The organism is Bifidobacterium sp. SO1 (assembly GCF_018555335.1).
GTDB lineage: Bacteria > Actinomycetota > Actinomycetes > Actinomycetales > Bifidobacteriaceae > Bifidobacterium > Bifidobacterium simiiventris.
Genome location: NZ_JAFEJR010000038.1, coordinates 1 through 4,226 on the forward strand (window position 1 = coordinate 1; position 4,226 = coordinate 4,226).

The 4,226-nt window shown below is 64.2% G+C and carries 3 protein-coding genes; all 3 read right to left on the reverse strand.

Annotation, left to right across the window (positions count from 1 at the left end; genetic code table 11):
• Positions 1–70: 70 nt before the first annotated feature.
• Entirely contained in the window at positions 71–223 is a 153-nt protein-coding gene (locus JS541_RS14465; RefSeq protein WP_214375191.1) for a hypothetical protein, read from the reverse strand.
• A 183-nt stretch (positions 224–406) separates the two neighbouring features.
• The gene (locus tag JS541_RS14470) at positions 407–1,603 is read right to left on the reverse strand and encodes an SLC13 family permease (protein ID WP_152357191.1); all 1,197 of its coding nucleotides are present in this window, start codon (positions 1,601–1,603) and stop codon (positions 407–409) included.
• Between the two features lie 221 nt (positions 1,604–1,824).
• The gene (locus JS541_RS14475; protein WP_214375192.1) at positions 1,825–4,050 is read right to left on the reverse strand and encodes an alpha-L-arabinofuranosidase C-terminal domain-containing protein; all 2,226 of its coding nucleotides are present in this window, start codon (positions 4,048–4,050) and stop codon (positions 1,825–1,827) included.
• Positions 4,051–4,226: the final 176 nt, after the last annotated feature.

Genomic DNA, 4,226 nt, shown 5'->3' on the forward strand with positions numbered 1-4,226 from the left:
CGAGGAAGACCCTCGGATTCAGGAAACCATCCGAAGCCATCCTCGACCTGATCAACGAGGCATGATACGATCACACAACCAAATTAACCAGCAACACGGGTGTTGCAACCACCACTAGAATCCGCCAATACAGCAGCAGTCCGATGACGATCAGCGCGGCGACCGCGCCGGCGACGATATGCGCGATGCGTTCGCGGCGCTTCTTCTGCGGTGTCTTTTCCATGGCGGCACTACTCCTTCGCCTTATCGGAAACGCCCGTGTTTCCGAAGTAGTTGTATTCTACCCCCCCCCAACAATCGTCACACACCGCGGTTTGCTACTGATTATGTACATCGCGTACGGGCGAGCAGACCATGGGTGAAGCCGCTCGCCGATCCGACTCAATCGGACCGCATCGCACGTCCGTCACGGCTCGATGATCCAGGAAAGCCCGACGAGCACGATGAGGAACAGCACGTTGACGGCCGAGTAGACGGCCAGATACCGGCCCTTCTGGTGCGGATACTTGCGCACGACGTTCTTGTAGCCGATGAGCGAGGCCATGGAGGCGATGAGCGTACCCATGCCGCCAAGGTTCGTGCCGATGATGAGCGGACGCCACTGTTCGGTGAAGCCCGACAGCAGTAGCGTGGTCGGCACGTTGCTGATGAGCTGGCTGGAGCCGACCGCGACCTCGAGCGGGCGGATGTTCACCAAGGACGCGGCCAGTTCGTAGAATTCCGGCACACGCTTCATGTTGCCGATGAAGATGAAGAACATGGTGAACGTGAGCGGCAGGCCCCAGTCGACGTTCTTGAACACCTTGCGGTCGCACACGAGGAACGCGGCGAACACGATCACGCACATGGCCCACAGCGGGATGACGTCGCTCACCGCGAGCAGACAGACGACGAAGAGCAGCGTGTAGACGATGGTGCGCCAGCCGCCGTAGCCCGCGCCGTAGCCGGTGATGCGGATCTCGTCGGGCCGGTGGCCTTCGCTCGACGGGGCGAGCACGCCCTGTTCGATGCCGGCGCCGTCGAGCGAGCGGAATTCCGAAACGGGCTTCTTGCCGAACACGATGCACGAGATGATGACGAGCATCACCGCGGCGGTGGCCGAATACGGCGCCATGATGCCGATCATCTCCATTGCGGGCATGCCGGTGAGCGCTTTTAAGTACAGGTTGTGCGCGTTGCCGATCGGCGTCAACATGCTGCCCACGTTCGCGCCGATGGTCATGAGCGTGCCGACGAGCACGGCGTGCTCCTCCATGTCGGCCATGATGAGCACGGAGATCGCGAATGGAATGAACGTGACGAGCGCCACGTCGTTGGTGATGAGCATCGCCGAGAAGAACGTGAGCGAGATGAGCGTGATCACCAGGCCGCGCGCGGTGCCGACGTGGTGCAGCAGCCGCGAGCCGATGATGCGGAACACGCCGATGCGTTGGAAGCCGCATACCACGAGCATGAGGCAGACCAGCTGGCTGATCGTGCTCATGTGCACGTAGTCCTTGTAGTCGGCGTCGGGCGGAACGATGAAGCAGGAGATGATCGCGAGTATCGTGGCGACGATCAGGATCGTTTCGCTTTTCAGCAGCTCGATGGCCCAGCGACGCATTGTTCCTCCGAAGTTCACCGTGCGTTAACTTCAGCGATTTTAGCGGGGAATCAGGCCAAATTACGTAGTCCCGCCGTGTTGTTTTTCCGACCGATCGCAACGGAAACAACCGCTCAGCCTTACGGCCAGTTGCCCTATCGTTCCGACCATATGAGGGTTCGCGGCAGAGGGCGACGCTCCGCATTCCGGCCGCCGGATAGCCGGAACGCATCCGATCACGGTCAGGACAATCTGACGAGGGTGATGCTGTACGCGGGCAGGGTGAGCGCGACGCGCATCGAGGAGGAGGCGTCCGCAGGCAGTATCGAATCGCGGATCGTTCGCGTGACGCAGTCGCTTCCCCCGCCGAGGTAGCCGATCGTGTTGCGTTCGTGCGGGTCAGCGGTCAGCGTCTCGACGTGCAGGGACCGCAGCGGATCGTCGCCGCGGACCGGAACGGCGGCGTTCAGGGTCACGCCGATGCGCCGCTCTCCTGTGTTGACAAGCTTGACGAACCGTTGCGCACGTTGGCCTGCGCGATCGTTGTCATCGGCATCGTTCCGACTGTCCGCATCATCGCCGGTGGCGGAGACGAACAAGTCGTCCGCGTCTGCGTCGAGCGCGCATCGGTATGCGGTCGAACCGTAGTTCGTGGAGAACAGTCGTTCCACCTCGTAGTTGACGCTCGGCTGGACATGCGCTGGATTGAATTCGATGAGGTTCTGCTCCCAGCCGTGGGCGGTGACGTGCGAGAGCAGCGGCGCGTACGAGGTCATCTTGACGACGTCGCTGTTGCGTTCGCAGCCGGTGAGGAACGCGGCTTCGGCGAGCGCGGACCGCCACTGGCTGGCGTGGTCGTAGTCCTGCGGCTGGGCGGCGAAGTAGCCGTTGGCGGAGTATTCGCCGAAGTAGACGCCGGTGCCGTCGCGCCGGTAGTCGTCGAAGCGGCGGGCCTGCGAGATGAACCATTCCGGCGAATGATACGCGTGTTCGTCCACGAGGATGGACGGCGATCCGAAGCCCGGCTCATCGCCGTTACGACCGGCCGCACTCGCCGCCGCTTCCACGCCGGGCACCTGACCGGCCGCGACCTGGTGCGCGTGGTTCCATGTGCGACTCATCGGCAAACGGAACGGGAACAGGCCGGCGCTCATCACGCACAGCATGTGCGGGTCCTTGGCGTGGACGGCACGGCTGATCGTGTCGAATTTCTCGACGTAGTCCGCGCCGAAGTTCTCGTTGCCCACGCCGATCATGTCGAGTCCGAACGGTTCGGGGTGGCCCATGTCGCGCCGCACGGCCGCCCACGGGCTGGCGTCGGGATCGCCGTTGGCGAAGTCGATGAGGTCGAGGTAATCCTGCACGACGACGTCGCGGAACCAGTCGGAATCGGTGTCGACGTGCTTCGGGTCGCGGTAGGGCGACTGGCAGGTGATGCCGGCGAACAGGGTCGGCAGTGGCTTGGCGCCAAGGTCCTCGCACAGGCAGAAGTACTCGTAGAAGCCGATCTGGTAGCTTTGCGAGTACATGCCGCCGTCCGGCGTCTTGTATGCCCACATGTTGGCCTGCTGGCGGCGGGCGGGCAGCGCACCGACCGTATCCTTCCACCGATATTCGTTGCCGGGCGTGACGCCCTCGACGATACAGCCGCCCGGGAAGCGTACGAACGCGGGGCGCAGCGCGGCGATCGACTCGACCAGATCACGCCGCAGCCGGCCGTACCGCCATTTCGGATCGCCCGCACCCCACGAGTCCGCATCCATGAGCGACACGCAGTCGAGATCGAATGCCGCCCCCGGCTCGCCGATCACGTCGATGTGCAGCGCGCCGTACTCGTTCGCCAAGCCGGTCAACGCGTACCTGACCTGAACCCAGCCGTCGCGCAGCGGCTCGCCGGCGAACCGGTCGACGTCGAAGCGCACGGCGTCGACGATCGGCCGGTCGCCGGCGCCGATGACGGTGACGCGCAGCGAGACCTTGCCGCTGACCGGCCGCACATACGCCGTGAACTCGTAGGCATGGCCGCGCGCGATGGACATGGCATACAGGCCGGCGCGGCGCAGGTCGCCGCCATACCCGTAGTTCTCGATGGACGGATGGGCCGCGCCCTCGGTGACGCGCGGTCCGCCGATCGCGATGCGCGCGTAGCGGCTGTTGCGGTGGACCGGCGGCGCCGGACAGTCGGTCGCGACGCGACGTCCGCGCTCCCCGCGGATCTCGGTGCCGCAGCTGGTCGCGGTCACGCCGTCGAACCGCCAGCCGCGCAGCGGATCCGACTCGATCCGCCACCGGTCGGCGCCTCTGAGCCGCAGTGACTCGTGCTTGAGATACACGCCGTCGAAACTGTAGTTGTCGACCATGTTTGCGTTCAGTCCGCCGTCCGCGCCGTGGTTGATGTCCTCGAAGAAGACGCCGTAGAGCCGTTCGCTGGCCGGATGCGTCGGCGCGCCCACCGTTATCGTCACCATGCGTTCCATTATCGCGCGACCGCGCGCCATCGCCGGCCCCGGTCGCATCGCGACCGTGTTTGTTGTTTTGATGGATGGGTTGGTATGACGAGAGGCTTCTAGGCAGAATGGGTGGTGCCTTAAACCTAACCGTTCTAGCGAAGGAGCCTCCGTGGTCAAGGGTAGCAGTGTTAGTG

Coding starts and splice junctions, on each gene's coding strand:
- JS541_RS14465 (WP_214375191.1), bottom strand. CDS start 223: ATGGAAAAGACACCGCAGAAGAAGCGCCGCGAACGCATCGCGCATATC.
- JS541_RS14470 (WP_152357191.1), bottom strand. CDS start 1,603: ATGCGTCGCTGGGCCATCGAGCTGCTGAAAAGCGAAACGATCCTGATC.
- JS541_RS14475 (WP_214375192.1), bottom strand. CDS start 4,050: ATGGTGACGATAACGGTGGGCGCGCCGACGCATCCGGCCAGCGAACGG.